Genomic DNA, 16,966 nt, shown 5'->3' on the forward strand with positions numbered 1-16,966 from the left:
CCGGGGGCCATGCCCGATATCGAACACTTCCAGCGCGGCATAGCCGGTGCCGATACCAATGTCGCCATCGGCCTGGCCCGGCTCGGCTTCCACGTCGGTTGGTTGAGCCGCGTGGGTGTCGACAGCTTCGGCGACTACCTTCGGCGCACCCTGGAGGCGGAGGGCGTGGACTGCCGACACCTGATCCATGATGCCGAGCATTCCACAGGGCTGGTGTTCAAGGAGCGCGCCTTTGGCGGTGCCGACCCTCGTGTGGAGTATTTTCGGCGGGGAAGCGCTGCCAGCCACCTGTCACCGGACGATGCCGCATCGGTGGATTTCTCGGCCGCTCGCCACCTGCATGCCACCGGCATCCCGCCTGCGCTCTCGGCCAGTTGCCGTGAGCTCTCCTGGCACATGCTGGACCAGGCGCGCCGGCACGGCGCCAGCATCTCCTTCGACCCCAACCTGCGACCCAGCCTGTGGTCCAGCCAGGACGAAATGCGCGAGACGCTCAACGCCATGGCCGCCAAGGCCGACTGGGTGCTGCCGGGCCTGGCCGAGGGTCAGCTGCTCACCGGGCGGGTATCACCCGATGATATCGCCGGCTTCTATCTCGAGCGTGGCGCCAAGGCGGTGATCATCAAGCTCGGCCCCGAGGGTAGCTATTACCGTGGGGTCCTCGACGGGCATGAAGCATCGTTCAGCATGGCCGGTGTCGAGGTCGACGAGGTGGTGGATACCGTCGGCGCCGGAGACGGCTTTGCGGTGGGCGTGATCAGCGCGCTGCTCGATGGGCGGTCAGCCCGCGAGGCCGTGCGTCGCGGCAACTTGATCGGCGCCGAGGCCGTTCAGGTGCAGGGCGACATGGAGGGCTTGCCGACTCGTCAACGCCTGGCAGAACTCGAAGACGACCTGTCGCACTAAAGCTGACTTGCATAGCCACCGACCGTCGCGGCAGAAAAACTTAAATTGCTGTCCGGGATTAGTTGACCACTTTAGTTGGTGCGTGGCTAGCTCACCCGTTGGCGTGGGGGGACGTCCCGTCGGTTCGCCAGACGCTCGCCGATCCACACGGTGCCGGCCCCCCATACCAGATGAGCCGCAACCATCAATCGTCGGCGGTTGGCCGGGTGACGGTGGGGCGGTGTGAGGATGTGCAGCGCGGGAATCCAGCCAAAATAGCTCGCGGCCCATACCGCCACGCCAAAGCTACTGCCGAAAATCAGGGGATGCGCGACATGACGCCGCGTGACGGGGTACAACGCCCCGGCGAAGGCTCCATAGCCAAAGTGACTTATAAGGCTCAGCTCGGTGCGCTGCTCTTCGTCCAGAGACGTGTCCGCATTCGCTTTCTGGAGGAGGTCCTGGGTGATTTCACGAGGCGGCAACGGATAGCTCTCTTCGCGCGGGAGCCGCCTATACAGCGCCTCCATGGCAAGGGTCATAGGAACGGTGGCGAGCAGTCCGCCAATGGCACCGGCCAGATAGCGATTCATGCCTTCCTCCTTGAGGCACAGGATGGCTTACATGAGTCACCATAGTCGTGAATGCGGCGGAACGCCTGGGCCAGGCTCCACCCCAACGGTGCCATTGCCCTGCATCACGCGAAGGACCTGCCTCAGCTGATCGCGCGTCTCGCCGCCCAGCTACCTGCCTGAACGCAAGAGGCATCGCTTTTATAACCAACCAAACAGGTGTCAATCAAGAAGCGCCCTAATCGGCACAACCCTCCACCGGACGTGTAAACCATTCACCAGCACTTTCACCCTCGTATAGCGTTACGCTGGACCAATCATTCCAGGCGAAGCCGATGTCCTGACGGTCACCGCGGGCAAGTGCCCGGCGGTAGAAATACCAGCTGAAGACCACTGCACGCCCAGCGGTGACATGGGCGCGTGGGGATGCTGACACTTCGACACACGCGTTCGGGTCGATGATTTCAACCGTACGCGTCGCGGATGCCGTATTGCCCTCGCTGTCGGTTGCGCTGTAGGTGCAGGTATACAGGCCGGCCTGGGTCGTATCGACGCTGTCGCAGTTGGCGCTGACTGGCAGGTTGCCGTCTTCAGGATCCGTCGCAGTGGCGCCTGGATCGGCAAATACCTGTCCTACCTCCAGTTGCAGTGGGTCAGGGCCCATCAGCGTAATGTGCGGCCCTGTTGCCGCGGTGCCGTCGCGCGGGTGGCGCTCGAAGAAGTTCCACGCGATGTCCGGTAGGCTGGGCCCGCGGCGCAGCGACCACCGGCCATTGTTGCCCTCTTCTCCGCCAATCCAGTAGTGACCATGGTCGGTGTCCTGGGGGTTCGGCGTCGCCAGAGGGCCTGCATAAAACACGGTCTCCACCACTGACCGGCTACCGCTGTCGCCATCCGCGGTGAAAATGTCGTGGCGGCAGTCATAGTCCTCGACAAAGAAGGGAGTGCACAAACGGGAGGCTGCCGGTGTGTTCTGGGAGGCATTACCGAAGACCGCGAGGTGCGCATCGCGGAGATTGAGCCCCGCCTGCTGGATGACGGTGCAATCCCGTTCATTCTGAATCACCATCAGGGGGATGGGGTATGGGTCGTCGACTTCATCGCGCATATCACTCACGACCCGGCTGATCGAATGAAAGGTAGCCGTGCCTGGGCACTGAAACGACACCGATGCCGCATCCTCTCCGTAGGGAAGGCCCGCGGCGCTCACCGCCGCCGCCCAGTATTCGTTATGGGTCATCGCCGCCACGACGGCCATCGCGCCGCCCGAGGAAAGCCCCGCAATATAGCGGCGACCCGGATCGATCTCGACGCGACCTTCGACTTCCAGGGCAATGCGGTGCAGGTCTTCCGGTTCACCCCCGCCTTCGTGTTGATGCTGGTCGAGCCAAAACCCCCAACAGTTAGGATTGCGCAGGCCATCGTAGCTAGTGATGAACGGAGTGACGAGAACAAAGCCGTAGCGGTCGGCGGCGGCGGTCAGACCCCAGTCCTGAAGCACATCGTCCTGTGTCTGTCGACAGCCATGCAGCACCATGACCATGGGTAGCGGATTACTGCCCAGATCATCCGGGCGATAGACGGTGTACTCCCGGTCACGCGAGCCTGGATAATCCTGGGCCTGAAAGGTGAACGTTTCCGTCGTACCAGCAAAAACGACCAAGCTGGGCAGTGCGAGGAGCGCCATCGCAAGCGCGTTTCGACAAAGCAGGCTGATACGCATGATGTCACCCAATTTGGTAGCGGTAGGGTCTCTAATGGCCAAATGAGTTACAGAAGTTATCCTCTGCTGGCAGCAAGAGAGCTTCTAGCGTAGTTCATTTACCCGGTGGTTTATTTCTGACTACCACCGCCAAAGAGCTTTATGGAGAGGGCGACATTGTAGTCAGACTTCCTTTCGAGTCTTATCACCGCGGATGCGTTGTAAATCGCGCAGGGAGCCCATGGCGCCGGGCATCGTTGGGCAGCAGCGCCATGCATCCAGGAACCAGAGCATCCAGCAGGGGTTCTCTCACCGCAGGAGGGGGAGTCACAGTGTGTTGATAATGATAAAGGTGAAAGCTGCGCCAAATACCGCAACCGCAAGCAGCACCAGCAATCCGTCATGCACGACTAGCGCAAGTCCCAGTAGCAACAGTGCCAGGCCAGCGGCCGAGGCAGAGAACGGCACCAGTTCCATGAACGGCATGCACAGGCCGACGACTACACATAGCGCGGCAATTCCATAACTGCCCCCGCTATGCACCAGAAAGGTCAACCGCGGCTTGAGGGCTCGATCTATGCCACGTGCCGGCTTGCCGAGCCAGTCTAGCGCCTTCTGCAGCTTGCCGCGCTCAACCGAGCGGTTAAGGATGTAGTGTGGCAACCAGAACTGTTTTCGGCCGATCAGCATCTGTATGGCGATCAGCAATACGAACGACGCCATGAAGACCGACATGCCCGGCACACCACTCAGCGGCGAAAAAAGCGTGATACCGATGAGCATCAACAGCGGCCCAAAAGAACGACTGCCAACCGACTCGACGACCATCCCGATCGAGACCTGATCGTTGTCGCGCGTCAATTCGCCAATTCGATCGAGCAGTTGTTCGAGGTCTTGCAATGGCTGGTTCATCGAAGGTCACCATGGAGAAACCAAGCGCCCGACAGGCAGGCGCTGGGGGGTTGGAGGCGTCTGGATCAAAAAGTTCGCTAGCGAACCCCATCAATCCGGGGTTCGTAGGTACCGCCAAGTCTTATACTGAAGACACTGGGTGAGAAGTCGTCAAGCGAGTGACGGGAAAAGAATCGCCCCTGTTTCGTAACCACCTGCAGGCCTATGCTGCGAAGCAGTATATAAAAAGAATCTTATAAGGGTCGATACCTTATATGGGGCGTCGGAAAGCGCTTTCCTCCCACCATGTTACCGAGAACGAAGGGCATTGGTGTCGCAGGATGCTGGTCCCCGCCGCTGTCCTGATGGGACGTCAGCGCTGGGCCTCCTCCAAGAACTAGCCGTGAACACATGGGTACCGTCAATCACACAGCGGGCCCCATGCCGCGCTGTGGAACGATGGCTCAGGCGGTGAGTTGGCGTACCGCGAGCTCCACCCCACCCAGCTCTGCCAACCCCTTGAGGCGCCCGTAATGCGGGCAGACGTGGGCCGCCTTCCCGCTCGCGGCGACGCTCTTCGGCCACCAGCGCCGCGATCACCGCGACCATATGGTCGGATCCAGGGTCTCGAGATACGCCTTGGCCACTTCCTTTTCGGCATCGGCGTACTCCGCCTCGGCGCCCGGGCGGGCGAGCAGGTAGAGATCAAAGACGGCGAAGGCGACCTGGTCGAAACGTAGCGCCCGGCCGCCGTCCGGTGGCACCTGTCTGTCGAATCTCGTCAGGCTTTTCTCCATTCAGCCTTCTTCTAACGCGTCTTCACTCAACACCACCCGATTCCTTCCATCGCGCTTGCCAGCGTAAAGCGCCTGGTCCGCTCGTTTGATCAGGGACTCAAGATCGGCCTCGTCAGTGTGCGCTCTAGCGATACCGATGGTGACGCTCAGACTCAGCTCGCTCAATTCTTCCTTCAACGCACCGTTACGCAGGGGCGACCCAGCCCTGACGCCGCCTGGCACTTAAGCTGTACAAACCGCACGCCGCGCTGGACGACGAGATGGGACGAACTGCCTGCCGTACACATGAGTAATGACCTACCGCGGCCAGGGCGATTCTGCACTATGCTCGACAGCAAGTAGCGTTAATGGAGGGCGACATGGACAAGGCCGTCATCGACGTAATCCGGGAAAAAGAGCAGCTACCTGACAGCATGATGGATAGCGAAATAGCTCGGGAATACAAAGGGACCTATACTGCAGCGAGAGCCGCTGTGAGCCTGGATCATAAGCCGCTTGACCAAGTGCTCGCTGATGCAATGGGTAAAGTCTTTCCTTTCATGAAGAAAAAGAAGTAACACGATCAGGCCGGATCGATCAGCGCGGTATCTTCGTGTCACAGAACGTGCGGCTGCTTTTTGTCATCAATGAGCAACCATTCATACGACCCGTCGGCCGGCACCAGGCAACGGTGATGGGCGAACGCGCCCTTGAAATAGTTGGAGGTGGCCACTTTCTCTACCGTGGCTTTGGTGAGCTGGGTCCATCTCTTGGGCAGCCGATTGGTCGGAGGGGGAAGTCGTGGAGCTTTGCCTCGATCGGTTCGCCCTCGAAAGAGCGGCCGAAGCCCTCAATGGCGCACGTCAAAACAGCAAAGGGCTCAGACGCTGGGTAAAGCCAGACAACATGCATGTAACCTAATTCATGCTCATTACTGACACCATGCCTGCTACTGAAGCCCCAGCGCCTGCTGGCAAGATATGTGCAACGCTTGTCCCCAAATGCGTGCCCGGTCTCGCCCAGTGGTCAATCATTAGAAACGAATATAGCGTATTTGGATTTCAGGTTGGGCACCGTTTGGGCACACGCACGAAAAAGGGCTTACGACATTGTCGTAAGCCCTTGAATCCATGGCGCGCCCGGCAGGATTCGAACCTGCGACCCTCGGCTTCGGAGACCATTCTGATCATCAGGGACTCTACAGTTACCAGTGCTGGTCAGCATTTTTGCTTTTGTGGGCGCCTTATCGGTGGCTGACTTTCAACCAATAGGGGAACAGGCAGCACATTGAGGCCGACCTACACTTGGCTAGGAACGGCCCACACAGGTATCTAACTTGACCTCAGTTATACCGCGTTGCGGTCCTACGAAGATGACATTCGCTACATTTGTGAGATTAGGTGGTAGCCGAACTGGTGCAACGCGAGACATTGCCGGCGAGACGACTTCCTGACCGTAGCGGTCGCTCCTGGTCAGCGCCAATCGACCAATTCCTTCAGGCTCGGGGCTCTCAGCCCAAATCCAAGCCCATATTGGCCACGATGCGACTCCCTCCTCTTCACATGATCGGTGAACACCGGAAATAGTTCTTGTGTTTATAGGCCTGAGGCGCTACGTGAAAGATAAGGACCTTCCTAGGATTGTCCTGCGGACGGTCGCGCCCAAGGAGGGTCTGCTATGAAAAACGCAATTTTCTTGACCGCTTTCGCTGTGGGGATAGGCATCTCGGCTGGCCCGGCTACCGCAGAAATCCTAGCCATCATGAATTACGAGAGCAAGCCGGAAGATCAACTCAAGAGCCTCAAGCTGTCGGGTGACGTGCCGCGGCGAGAGGGGCTGGCCATCATCGACGTAGATCCGGAAAGCCCGAATTTTGGGCGTGTCATTTCGGACATCCCGATCGACTCCGCGACGGTCGCGCACCATATCTTCTACGACCGCACCATGAGCAAGGCCTACATCACCGGTCTGCAACAGCCCGCGCTTCAGGTGCTTAATCTTACGCAGAACCCCTACCGCCTCCACACGATCGAGACGCCGCCCTGCGAGATGGCCGAGGACGTGATCTTGGACGAGGCGAACGAGCGCTGGTATCTGACCTGCATGGGCTCCGGCAAAGTGATCGTCGGTGACGTCGTAACCGACGAGGTGGTGGGCGAGATAGCACTGCCGGGCACCTACCCGCACGGCCTCGCCGTCAACAGCATGATCGACCGCATCCTTGTAACCTCGACCATCACGCCGGATCTCACAAGCCCTGACGAGTTCGTCTCTGAGGTGCGTGCCTCCGACCTCAAGCCACTCGGCAAGATTAAGATGTCGAATGCCGAGTCGCCTTCGAAGGTCGCGCCCGTCGAGGTGTTCTTCGTGCCCGGCGCCGAGCCGGCGACGGCGATCGTGACCAACATGTTCGGGAACACGCTTGAAGCGCTGGTCTGGGATACGGACGCGCAGGAGTTTGATCGCGAGACGCTCTTCGACTTCGCCGAGCATGGTGCCAGCGTGCCGTTGGAGATTTACTTCAACGATAACGAGACCCCCGATCGCATGTACGTGACGACGGCGATGAAACCCGGCCACCTGCATATCTTCGACATCTCGGAAGGTCCGACGAAGCCGAAGCTCCTGAAGCAGGTTGTCACTGCCGACGGCGCGCACCACGTCGGATTCACTCCCGATTTCAAGTACGGGTTCGTCCAGAACTCGTTCATCAACCTGCCGGACATGAGCGACGGCTCAGTCTCGGTGGTGGATCTTGTGAACGGCGAGGTGGTCGCCTCAATGGCGACCCTCAAGGATGCCGGGTTCAATCCGAACTCGCTCGCATTGCTGCCGGAGTGGAACCACCTGGCCGGACACTAGGTGGACGGCGCGGCACCCCTCCCGGGGAGGTGGCGATGCATCCAAAGAAACGTGCGATGGCGATGGCAGGCGCCTTGCTGCTGTGCGCTTTGGTCGGAATCGGCCGTGCGCATGACATAGCCGACCAATGGCCGGCGCATCAGGTACAGGGGTTCGTGCCCGAGGCCCCGGCCAAGGGGAAGGATAACAGCGCGACCGTCATTGAACGCACGTTGGGCGACGGCCCGACCGGGACGATCGTGGTCAGCCAGGGTGCGAGGGTCCGGCTCGTCCTGCATGCGCCGGCTGACACCGAACTGCACCTGCACGGTTATGACCTGGGAGGAACGACAGCCAACGCGGCGCCGGTTGTCATGTCCTTCCGCGCCGATCATGTCGGCCGCTTCCCGATCGAGGCGCATGGGGTAAAGGACTTGCTGGGTCGCACCGACAGAGTCCTCGCCTACATTGAGGTTCGGCCTGAATGACGCGCTGGCATGCTGCGCTGGTGACGATGTCGGTTCTGGCAGCGTCGCGGGTACAGGCGCATGCCTTCGGCGCTCGCTACGACTTACCACTGCCGCTCGGGCTGTATCTTGCGGCAGCGGGGGTTGCGGTGGCGGCTTCGTTTGTCGGCGCTCTGATCTTTCTCCACGCTGGACGGGTGCGCACGCTGCATCTGGACATTCCGGTGCCCGCCAACGCTGGCCGCACGCTTTCAACGATGCTGGGCATTTCCGGCGTACTCGGGCTGGCCATCTTGCTCGGCGCCGCGTTTTTCGGTCCGCAGGAGGCCGTGCGCAATCTCGCAACCGTCTGGGTCTGGGTGATCTGGTGGGTCGGGTTCCTGCTCTTTTCGGCCCTTGTGGTCTGCCTCTGGCCCCAGATCGACCCGTTTCGCAGGCTTGCGGCGCTCTTGGCGTGGGTGGCTGGACGGCCGTGGGCGCGCAGTGCGGCCGATCTGCCGTCGGCTGCTGGTTTGCTTGCGCCGGCGGGGCTACTGGCGATTGCCTGGATTGAGCTGGTCTCGGACTGGTCGGAAGATCCGCGTGCGTTGGGCCTGCTGGTGACCGTCTACCTCGTTATCGCGCTCCTCGGCGGGCTTGTCTGGGGGCAACAATGGTTTCGCGTGGCAGACCCCCTGAGCCGCATTTTCGAGGTTCTCGGCCGGGTTGCGCCTCTCTCGGTGGCCAGCCGCACGGCCTTGCGCGTGCGACCGCCGGGTGTGGGCCTGTTGGCGAGGTCAGAGCCGATCTGCGGTGAGGTGGCGCTGGTCACCGGTCTCGTCGGAATTGTGCTCTTCGATGGCCTATCCGAGACGCCCGCCTGGGCCGCAGTACTGGACTTCGTAAGCGAATCGCGATCCCTGCGCCCGTCGCTGCTCTGGCTGCGCGATCAGGGCATCGACCTGATCAAGTTGATCCGCACCGTCGGTCTCTTCGCCATCGTTGTCAGCTTCTACGGGATCTATTGGCTTTTGATCGTGCTGATGCGGGCACTGACCGGCGGCGGGCTCACGATCGGTCAGCTCGGGCGGGGCTTCGTCGGCACGCTCCTGCCTATCGCCGTCGCCTACCATCTGTCGCACTACATCTCATACCTCCTGATCGCCGGTCAGCTGTTCTTCCCCACTGTGTCCGACCCGTTCGGCTTGGGATGGGACCTCTTCGGTACACGGAACTGGTCCATCGACATCAGCGTCATAGGGGCCGAGCAGATCTGGTGGATCGCCTTCACGGCACTGATCGGGGGGCACGCGCTCTCGGTTCTCATCGCGCACCAGCGCGCGCTCCAGTTCTTCAGAGATGCGCGGCGCGCGGCGTTATCGCAGGTCCCGATGACAATGGCTATGGTTGGGCTGACAGTGCTCAGCCTCTGGATTCTCTCGCAACCGATCACCGAATAACCGACCGCTTCAGTTCTTCGCACCAGCAGGCAGGATCACCTCATCGGCCATGCGCTTCGAGAGCCGCTTCTAGCGCATCTCGATCGGGTGTGCCTCACGCCAACCCTGCTGCGAGTCCAACTCCCCTTCAATAAGGTTGCGCTTCGAAAGAGACGCAGCCCGTTTATCGTTTATGCCTTTATTGCCCATATTGCCTACATTGCTTACAGGCCCATCGAGCCGAGTCGGGCGGAAAGTGGATGGTGGCTCGGCCAGTCGAAGCCAGTCTGGCCGCCGTTCGAGACGAGAATGCGAGCGGCAAAGCGGCCATCGACACCGCTGCCGATATAAGTGAAAGCGTGTAAGGAAAACCCCATGGCAGACGATTTACGCGACAGCCCCTTGAAGTGCCATCGCCTCCCCCGCCCCGGCAAGCTGGCGTTTCAGACAACCAAGCCCATGGTCAGCCAGCGGGACCCGTCATCGGCCTACCGATTGTTAACGAAAACAAGTCCGACCCAACCCAGGGAGACGCTCCATGGCATTCGAAAACTACAACGACTTCGACCCACAGGAAACCCGGGAATGGCAGGAAGCCGTCGATGTGGTAGTGGAGCGGGTGGGCCCCGAGCGGGCGACCTATCTGCTGCACAAGGCGGTGGAAGAAGCCTACCGGACCGGTGCCGAGGCGCCTGACACGACCCGCACGCCTTATGTGAACACCATCCCGCCCCACAAGGAGGCCAAGCTGCCCGGCGACGAGGCCCTGCTGCAGCGGCTGACCGCCTACCTGCGCTGGAACGCCATGGCCATGGTGGTGCGCGCCAACAAGAAACCCGCCGAACCCGGCGGGCATATCGCGAGCTACGCGTCTTCGGCGGTGATGTACGAGGTGGGCTTCAACCATTTCTGGCATGCCCCCAGCGAGAGCCATGGGGGTGACATCATCTACGTGCAGGGCCATTGCGCTCCAGGTATCTACGCGCGGGCATTTCTCGAGGGACGGCTCTCCGAGGAGCAGTTGGAGAACTTCCGCCTGGAAGTCGACGGCAAGGGGCTCTCCTCCTACCCCCACCCTTATTTGATGCCGGATTTCTGGCAGGTCTCCACCGTGTCCATGGGGCTGGCGCCGATCATGGCCATCTATCAGGCCCGTTTCATGAAGTACCTCCACCATCGGGACCTGGCCGACACCGAAGGGCGCAAGGTCTGGGCATTTCTGGGCGACGGCGAGATGGACGAGCCCCAGTCCCAGGGGGCCATCGCCCTGGCCAACCGGGAGAAGCTGGACAATCTGATCTTCGTGATCAACTGCAACCTGCAGCGCCTGGACGGTCCGGTACGGGGCAACAGCAAGATCGTCCAGGAACTGGAGGGCAACTTCCGGGGCGCGGGGTGGAACGTCATCAAGTGCTTGTGGGGGTCGGGCTGGGACGAACTGCTGGCCAAAGACACCAAGGGGCTGTTGCGTCAACGCATGGAGGAGTGCGTCGACGGCGAGTATCAGAACTTCAAGGTCAAGGGCGGTGGCTATATCCGCGAGCACTTCTTCGGCAAGTATCCGGAGCTCAAGGAAATGGTCGCCCATATGTCGGACGACGACATCTACTACAAGCTGATCCGCGGTGGACACGACCCGCAGAAGGTCTACGCGGCCTATCACGCCGCGGTCAATACCAAGGACAAGCCCTCGGTGCTGCTGATGAAGACCGTCAAGGGCTACGGCATGGGTGTGGGTGGCGAGGGCCAGAACATCACCCACCAGAAGAAGAAACTGGGCGAGGATCATCTCAGGTACTTTCACCAGCGCTTCGACCTGCCCTTCAGTGACGAACAGATTACCAAGGCGGCGTTCTTCAGGCCCCCCGAGGACAGCGCCGAGATGCAGTTCCTGCACGAGCAGCGCAAGGCATTGGGGGGCTATCTGCCCCAGCGCCGGCGCAACGGCGATCTGCTCAAGGCACCCCCCTTGGACATGTTCAAGCAGGTGCTGGGGGATACCGGTGAGCGCACCATGTCCACCACCATGGCCGTGGTGCGCATCATGGTCTCCCTGGCCCGGGACAAGACCCTGGGCCCGCGGCTGACCCCGATCGTCGCCGACGAGTCGCGCACTTTCGGCATGGAGGGCATGTTCCGGCAGATCGGTATCTACGCCCCCGAAGGGCAGAAGTACGTGCCCATGGACGCCGAGGAGATCATGCCCTACCGGGAGGATCAGAAAGGCCAGATCCTGCAGGAAGGCATCAACGAGGACGGGGCCATGTCGTCGTGGATCGCCGTGGCCACGTCGTACAGCAACCACGGGGTCACCATGATCCCGTTCTACGTCTATTACTCCATGTTCGGCTTCCAGCGCGTCGGCGATCTGGCCTGGGCGGCCGGCGACATGCTGGCGCGGGGGTTCCTTATTGGCGGCACCTCGGGACGCACCACCCTGAACGGCGAAGGCTTGCAGCATCAGGACGGGCACAGCCAGCTGTTCGCCCAGTTCATTCCCAACTGCATGGCCTATGACCCCACCTTCCATTACGAGGTGGCGGTGATCGTACGCGACGGGATCAAACGCATGTACGAGGATCAGGAGAACGTCTTCTACTACATCACCACCCTGAACGAGAATTACCATCATCCGGCACTGCCCGAGGGCGCCGAGGAAGGCATCATCAAGGGCATGTACCCCTTCAGCAAGGCCGAGGAAGGCAAGGGGAAGGGTAAAGGAAAGAACCCGCGAGTTCAGCTGCTGGGCTGTGGCAGCATCCTCAACGAGGTGATTGCGGCGGTGGAGCTGCTGCGCGACGACTGGGGCGTGGCGGCCGACGTCTGGAGTTGCCCGAGCTTCAATGAACTGGCCCGCGACGGCCACGCCGTCAAGCGCTGGAACCGGCTGCATCCCCAAGACAGTCCGCGCAAGAGCTATGTCGAAGCGTGCCTGGAAGGTACCGACGGACCGGTCATCGCCTCCACCGACTACATCCGGATGTTCGCCGAACAGATCCGACCCTTCGTGCCACGGCGTTACGAGGTGCTGGGCACCGACGGCTTCGGCCGCTCTGACAGCCGCGAGGCCCTGCGCCGCCACTTCGAGGTGGATCGTCATTACGTCACCCTGGCCGCGCTGCAGGCCCTGGTCGACGAGGGCACGCTCAAGAGCGGCAAGGTCCGGGACGCCATCGCCAAATACGGCATCGACCCCGAAAAGCCCTACCCCCTGTACGCCTGAGCCGGAGGAGACGAAAAGTGGCTATCCAAGAAATCAAGGTACCCGACATCGGCGACTTCACCGACGTCCCGATCATCGAACTCCACGTCCAGCCCGGTGACAGCGTCCAGGTCGAGGACCCGCTCATCACCGTGGAATCCGACAAGGCCTCCATGGACGTGCCCGCGCCTGCCGCGGGGACCGTCAAGGAGGTCAAGGTCAAGGTCGGTGACACAGTCTCCGAGGGTTCGACGATCCTGATGCTGGAGGCGGAGGGTGAAGCTCCCTCGTCCTCCCCTGCCCCCGCTTCCGCTAGGGAAGCAGGAGAGGCATCGGCACCGTCCGGTGGCGGGGTCGAGGCGATCACGGTCCCCGACATCGGCGACTTCGGCGAGGTGCCGATCATCGAGATCCACGTCCAGGCCGGCGACCGCGTCCAGGCCGAGGACCCGCTGATTACCCTGGAATCGGACAAGGCCTCGATGGATGTGCCCGCGCCCAAGGCCGGCACCGTCAAGGAAGTCAAGGTCAAGGTCGGCGACAACGTTTCCAAGGGCAGCCTGGTATTGCTATTGGAGAGCGGGGCGGGAGAGGCAGAAAGGAGCGCGGCTCCTGTCGGACCTGTCGGAGAAGAAAGCCAGAAACCGCAGCCAGCGTCTGCCCCCTCCAGCACACCCTCGACCGGCCAGATCATCGATTTCAGCCGGGTTCATGCCAGCCCCTCGGCTCGCCGTATCGCCCGCGAACTCGAGGTGGACCTGACCCGAGTGCCGCCGACCGGTCTCAAGGGCCGGGTCACCAAGGAGGACATCCAGGCCTTCGCCAAGGGCGGCGCACCGGCGGCGGCCACAGCCGGCGGTGAAGGTATGGACCTGCTGCCCTGGCCCAAGGTCGATTTCAGCAAGTTCGGTCCGGTGGAGACCCAGCCGCTGTCGCGCATCAAGAAGATCTCCGGCGCCAACCTGCATCGCAACTGGGTGAGAATCCCCCACGTCACCAACCACGACGAGGCCGACATCACCGACCTGGAAGCCTTCCGGGTGCAGTTCAACAAGGAGAACGAGAAGGCGGGCATCAAGGTCAGCATGCTGGCGTTCATGATCAAGGCGGCGGTCGCCTCCTTGAAGCGGTTCCCCGAGTTCAACGCCTCGCTGGACGGCGACAACCTGATCTACAAGCAGTACTACCACATCGGTTTCGCCGCCGACACGCCCAACGGCTTGGTGGTGCCGGTGATCCGCGATGCGGACCAGAAGAACGTGGCCGAGATCGCCCAGGAAATGGGGGCGCTGGCCAAGCTGGCCCGCGACGGCAAGCTCAAGCCCGATCAGATGCAGGGCGGTTGCTTCACCATTTCCTCGCTCGGCGGGATTGGCGGGCTGTATTTCACGCCCATCATCAATGCTCCCGAAGTGGCCATCATGGGCGTGTGTCGCTCCTACTGGAAGCAGGTCTCGCCGGACGGCAAGCAGTCGGACTGGCGTTTCATGCTGCCCCTGTCGCTGTCCTGGGATCACCGGGTAATCGATGGCGCCGCTGCGGCCCGTTTCAACGTCCATTTCGCCAACCTGCTCGCCGATATGCGGCGCATCATCATGTAAGGAATCGACGACATGGCCAATGCAATCGAAGTCAAGGTGCCCGACATCGGTGATTTCAAGGACGTCGAGATCATCGAGGTGCTGGTCAAACCGGGTGATGCGATCGACATCGAAACCCCGCTGATCACCTTGGAGACCGACAAGGCCTCCATGGACGTGCCATCCCCGCAATCGGGCACGGTCGGAGAACTCAAGATCAAGGAGGGTGACAAGGTCTCCGAGGGTTCGACCATTCTGCTGCTGGAACCGGCCGAGACCAATTCCCGCGTGGCGGACCACGATCCGCATCCGGCGGTCCATGAAGCAGGGGTAGGCTCAGCGGCCCCCGGCGATGCCGGCGGCGGTTATGGTGGCGGCAGCCTGGAAGAGGTTCGGGTACCGGACATCGGCGATTTCAGCGATGTGCCGATCATCGAAGTGCTGGTGCGCGCCGGCGATACGATCCGTCCCGAGGATCCGCTGATCACCGTCGAGTCCGACAAGGCCTCGATGGACGTGCCCGCGCCCAAGGCCGGCAGGGTCACCGACGTGCTGGTGGCGGTCGGCGACAGGGTGTCGGAAGGCTCGCCGATCCTGATGCTGGAAGCGCAAGGCAAAGCCCCCGCCGCCCCATCCCCTTCCGCCGGGGGAGCAAGCGACAAGAAAGCCGCTGCGCCCGCCCCTCAGGCGGCCACCCATACCGGCGGGGCCGACCTCGAGTGCGAGATGCTGGTGCTGGGTGCCGGCCCGGGCGGCTACTCGGCCGCCTTCCGGGCCGCCGACCTGGGGATGAAGACCGTACTGGTGGAGCGCTATGCCAGCCTCGGCGGGGTCTGTCTGAACGTCGGCTGCATCCCCTCCAAGGCGCTGCTGCATGTCGCGGCGGTCACGGAGGCGGCCAACGCCATGGCCGATCACGGCATCGCCTTCGGCAAGCCGAAGATCGATCTGGACAAACTGCGCGGCTGGAAGGAAAAGGTCGTCGGCAAGCTCACCGGTGGGCTGGCCGGCATGGCCAAGGCCCGCAAGGTCCAGACGGTGCGCGGCGTGGGGAAATTCCTCGACCCGCATCACCTGGAAGTCGCCCTGACCCGCGGCGATGGTCGCGAGCCGACCGGCGACACGCAGGTGGTGAAGTTCGACAAGTGCATCATCGCCGCCGGGTCGCAGTCGGTAAAACTGCCCTTCATTCCCGACGACCCCCGGGTGGTCGACTCCACCGGCGCGCTGGAACTCACGTCCATTCCCAAGCGCATGCTGGTCATCGGCGGGGGCATCATCGGCCTGGAGATGGCCACGGTCTATGCCAGCCTGGGCACCCGCATCGAGGTGGTCGAGATGCTCGACGGGCTGATGACCGGCGCCGACCGCGACCTGGTCAAGGTCTGGGAGAAAGTCAACGCGCCGCGCTTCGACAAGGTGATGCTCAAGACCCGGACCGCCGACGTGAAGGCCCAGAAGAACGGTCTCAAGGTCAGCTTCGAGGGCGACAACGCCCCCGCCGAGCCGCAGCTGTACGACATGATCCTGCAATCGGTGGGGCGCCGCCCCAACGGCAACAAGATCGGCGCCGAAAACGCCGGCGTGGTGGTCGACGAGAGGGGCTTCATCGCTACCGACAAGCAGTTGCGCACCAACGTCGGGCACATCTTCGCCATCGGCGACATCATCGGCCAGCCGATGCTGGCCCACAAGGCGGTGCACGAGGCGCATGTCGCCGCGGAAGCCGCCGCCGGACAGAAGAGCGTCTTCGATGCCCGCCAGATTCCCTCGGTGGCCTATACCGACCCGGAAGTCGCCTGGGCCGGCAAGACCGAGACCGAATGCAAGGCCGAAGGCATCAAGTACGGCAAGGCGGTATTCCCCTGGGCCGCGTCCGGTCGTGCCATCGCCAATGGCCGCGACGAAGGCTTCACCAAGGTGCTGTTCGACGAGGAGACCCATCGGATTATCGGCGGGGCCATCGTCGGCACCCAGGCGGGGGATCTGATCAGCGAGCTGTGCCTGGCCATCGAGATGGGCTGCGACCCGGTCGACATCGGCAAGACTATTCACCCGCACCCGACCCTGGGCGAATCGGTCGGCATGGCCGCCGAATTGTTCGAAGGCGTGTGCACCGATCTGCCACCACAGAAAAAGCGTTAGGGAGGATATGGTAATGAACGATCAGCCTCGCCAGCCGGAAGAATATGATGAAACCGCCGGCGGGCGCTCCGCCAGGATGACATGGGGCCTGCGCGCCTTCGGGTTGCTCATGGCGCTGGTGGTCTGGCTCGCCATGGGCTTCGCCGAGGATTTGTCGTCGGACGCGCGCTGGGTCGCGACGATCGCCACGCTGATGGCGGTCTGGTGGATGACCGAGGCGATCCCACTGTCGGCCACCGCCCTGCTGCCGATCGTGCTGATCCCGATGCTGACGGCGCGCACCGTCGGCGAGGCCACGGCGCCCTACGCCAGCTCCATCGTGTTTCTGTTCCTCGGGGGTTTCCTGATCGCCATCGCGATGGAGAAATGGAACCTCCACCGGCGCATCGCGCTGCTGACGCTGGCCCGGGTCGGGGTCGAGCCCAAGCGCATCGTGCTCGGCATGATGCTCGCCACGGGCTTTCTGTCGATGTGGGTCTCGAATACC

At 62.2% G+C, this 16,966-nt stretch carries 16 protein-coding genes; 10 read left to right on the forward strand and 6 right to left on the reverse strand.

What is annotated here, in order from left to right; translation table 11 throughout:
- The first annotated feature begins 9 nt into the window (after window positions 1-9).
- Window positions 10-906: a sugar kinase gene (locus tag BM341_RS18550; RefSeq protein WP_089797784.1), complete on the forward strand. Its 897-nt coding sequence runs from the start codon at window positions 10-12 to the stop codon at window positions 904-906.
- An 86-nt stretch (window positions 907-992) separates the two neighbouring features.
- Here the strand turns inward: BM341_RS18550 and BM341_RS18555 are convergent, their stop codons facing one another.
- From BM341_RS18555 to BM341_RS19825, 5 genes are all read right to left on the reverse strand, one after another.
- The gene (locus BM341_RS18555) at window positions 993-1,478 is read right to left on the reverse strand and encodes a DUF1440 domain-containing protein (RefSeq protein ID WP_175507916.1); all 486 of its coding nucleotides are present in this window, start codon (window positions 1,476-1,478) and stop codon (window positions 993-995) included.
- A 217-nt stretch (window positions 1,479-1,695) separates the two neighbouring features.
- The gene (locus BM341_RS18560; protein WP_089797758.1) at window positions 1,696-3,180 is read right to left on the reverse strand and encodes an extracellular catalytic domain type 1 short-chain-length polyhydroxyalkanoate depolymerase; all 1,485 of its coding nucleotides are present in this window, start codon (window positions 3,178-3,180) and stop codon (window positions 1,696-1,698) included.
- A gap of 306 nt (window positions 3,181-3,486) precedes the next feature.
- The gene (locus tag BM341_RS18565) at window positions 3,487-4,071 is read right to left on the reverse strand and encodes an exopolysaccharide biosynthesis protein (protein WP_089797760.1); all 585 of its coding nucleotides are present in this window, start codon (window positions 4,069-4,071) and stop codon (window positions 3,487-3,489) included.
- A 575-nt stretch (window positions 4,072-4,646) separates the two neighbouring features.
- On the reverse strand, window positions 4,647-4,847 hold the full coding sequence (locus BM341_RS18570; RefSeq protein ID WP_089797762.1) for a hypothetical protein: 201 nt from the start codon (window positions 4,845-4,847) through the stop codon (window positions 4,647-4,649).
- Window positions 4,848-5,069 (reverse strand): diguanylate cyclase domain-containing protein, encoded by a 222-nt coding sequence (locus BM341_RS19825; protein WP_089797764.1) that lies wholly within the window; start codon window positions 5,067-5,069, stop codon window positions 4,848-4,850.
- Between BM341_RS19825 and BM341_RS18580 the strand changes: the two genes are divergently transcribed.
- Both BM341_RS18580 and BM341_RS18585 read left to right on the forward strand, forming a co-directional pair.
- Window positions 4,965-5,189, forward strand: coding sequence for a DUF4113 domain-containing protein (locus BM341_RS18580; protein ID WP_245784335.1), 225 nt, complete (start codon window positions 4,965-4,967; stop codon window positions 5,187-5,189). The genes BM341_RS19825 and BM341_RS18580 overlap by 105 nt on opposite strands.
- A 17-nt stretch (window positions 5,190-5,206) precedes the next feature.
- The gene (locus BM341_RS18585) at window positions 5,207-5,404 is read left to right on the forward strand and encodes a hypothetical protein (protein WP_089797768.1); all 198 of its coding nucleotides are present in this window, start codon (window positions 5,207-5,209) and stop codon (window positions 5,402-5,404) included.
- 38 nt (window positions 5,405-5,442) lie between these two features.
- Here BM341_RS18585 and BM341_RS18590 read toward each other — a convergent pair whose 3' ends face one another.
- Entirely contained in the window at window positions 5,443-5,604 is a 162-nt protein-coding gene (locus BM341_RS18590) for an SOS response-associated peptidase family protein (RefSeq protein ID WP_089797770.1), read from the reverse strand.
- 899 nt (window positions 5,605-6,503) lie between these two features.
- Between BM341_RS18590 and BM341_RS18595 the strand changes: the two genes are divergently transcribed.
- The 7 genes from BM341_RS18595 to BM341_RS18625 form a co-directional block, all read left to right on the forward strand.
- Entirely contained in the window at window positions 6,504-7,688 is a 1,185-nt protein-coding gene (locus BM341_RS18595; RefSeq protein ID WP_089797772.1) for a YncE family protein, read from the forward strand.
- 35 nt (window positions 7,689-7,723) lie between these two features.
- The gene (locus BM341_RS18600; protein WP_139233046.1) at window positions 7,724-8,155 is read left to right on the forward strand and encodes a hypothetical protein; all 432 of its coding nucleotides are present in this window, start codon (window positions 7,724-7,726) and stop codon (window positions 8,153-8,155) included.
- Window positions 8,152-9,573, forward strand: a complete 1,422-nt coding sequence (locus BM341_RS18605) for a hypothetical protein (protein WP_089797776.1) — start codon at window positions 8,152-8,154, stop codon at window positions 9,571-9,573. Before BM341_RS18600 ends, BM341_RS18605 begins: the two co-directional genes overlap by 4 nt.
- Window positions 9,574-10,090: 517 nt before the next feature.
- Window positions 10,091-12,775: a pyruvate dehydrogenase (acetyl-transferring), homodimeric type gene (aceE, locus tag BM341_RS18610; protein ID WP_089797778.1), complete on the forward strand. Its 2,685-nt coding sequence runs from the start codon at window positions 10,091-10,093 to the stop codon at window positions 12,773-12,775.
- Between the two features lie 17 nt (window positions 12,776-12,792).
- The gene (gene aceF / locus BM341_RS18615; protein WP_089797780.1) at window positions 12,793-14,355 is read left to right on the forward strand and encodes a dihydrolipoyllysine-residue acetyltransferase; all 1,563 of its coding nucleotides are present in this window, start codon (window positions 12,793-12,795) and stop codon (window positions 14,353-14,355) included.
- Between the two features lie 12 nt (window positions 14,356-14,367).
- Window positions 14,368-16,479: a dihydrolipoyl dehydrogenase gene (lpdA, locus tag BM341_RS18620; protein WP_089797782.1), complete on the forward strand. Its 2,112-nt coding sequence runs from the start codon at window positions 14,368-14,370 to the stop codon at window positions 16,477-16,479.
- A 13-nt stretch (window positions 16,480-16,492) separates the two neighbouring features.
- Window positions 16,493-16,966 (forward strand): SLC13 family permease (locus BM341_RS18625; RefSeq protein ID WP_245784337.1); only part of this gene is annotated, 474 nt, incomplete at its 3' end.

Origin of the sequence: Halomonas korlensis (genome assembly GCF_900116705.1) — a bacterium.
Taxonomy (GTDB): Bacteria; Pseudomonadota; Gammaproteobacteria; order Pseudomonadales; family Halomonadaceae; genus Halomonas; species Halomonas korlensis.